Origin of the sequence: Mycobacterium sp. E183, assembly GCF_001667735.1 — a bacterium.
Taxonomy (GTDB): Bacteria; Actinomycetota; Actinomycetes; order Mycobacteriales; family Mycobacteriaceae; genus Mycobacterium.
In genome coordinates this window covers 1-841 of the sequence record NZ_LZJN01000065.1, presented here as the reverse complement: position 1 = coordinate 841, position 841 = coordinate 1, and the positions used below count along the sequence as shown (strand labels likewise).

At 69.8% G+C, this 841-nt stretch carries 2 pseudogenes; one reads left to right on the top strand and one right to left on the bottom strand.

The features are described from left to right. Positions 1 to 373 (top strand): annotated as a pseudogene (locus tag A5691_RS06415) (hypothetical protein); the annotation flags it as partial. Positions 374 to 376: 3 nt separating this feature from the next. Here A5691_RS06415 and A5691_RS06410 read toward each other — a convergent pair. Beyond that, positions 377 to 841 (bottom strand): annotated as a pseudogene (locus A5691_RS06410) (hypothetical protein); the annotation flags it as partial.

Here is an 841-nt window from a genome sequence, read left to right as displayed (position 1 = left end):
CAAGAACGTGCCGCTGGACGCCAACGCCCCGCAGGGGGCGTTCACCGCCGCCCGGGCCGCCAAGGCCGCGGGCGTGCAGATCTCGACCATCTCCTTCGGGACGCCGTACGGCACCGTCGAGTACGAGGGCGCCACCATCCCGGTTCCCGTCGACGATCAGACGCTGCAGAAGATCTGCGAGATCACCGACGGCCAGGCGTTCCACGCCGACAGCCTGGAGTCGCTGAAGAACGTCTACTCGACCCTGCAGCGCCAGATCGGGTACGAGACCGTCAAGGGCGACGCCAGCCTGGCGTGGATGCTGCTGGGGGCGGTCGCGTTGGCCGGCGCGATCCTGGCCGGCCTGTTCCTGAACCGCCGGCTGCCGTCCTGACGATCAGACCGGCAGCCGCCGGTTGATCAGCAGCGCCAGCGCCGTCGCGATCAAGGCGGTGATCACGCCCAGGCGCAGCCACCCGGCGCTGCCCGGCCCGGCCACGGTGCGATAGCCGATGTCCTTCTCGATGGCGTTGTAGCTCTTGTTGAGCTCGGCGATGTTGCTGGCGGTGTAGGACTGCCCGCCGGACAGCTTGGCGATCGTCTTCATCTGGTCCGTCGAAACCGGGACGGCCACGCGCTGCCCGTCCATCTCGATCTCGCCGGTCTTGGTGCCGAACGAGATCGTCGAGATGGGCACCCCCTCGTCCCGGGCCAGCCGCGCCGCCGTGTAGACCCCGTCGTGCGGGTCGCTGGGATTGGACGGCTTGTTCTCCCCGCCGTCGGACAGCAGCACGATGCGGGCCGGGGGCGGGGTGTCGCCACCCGTGATGGCCAGGGCGCTCACCGCGTGCAGGGCGGTGAA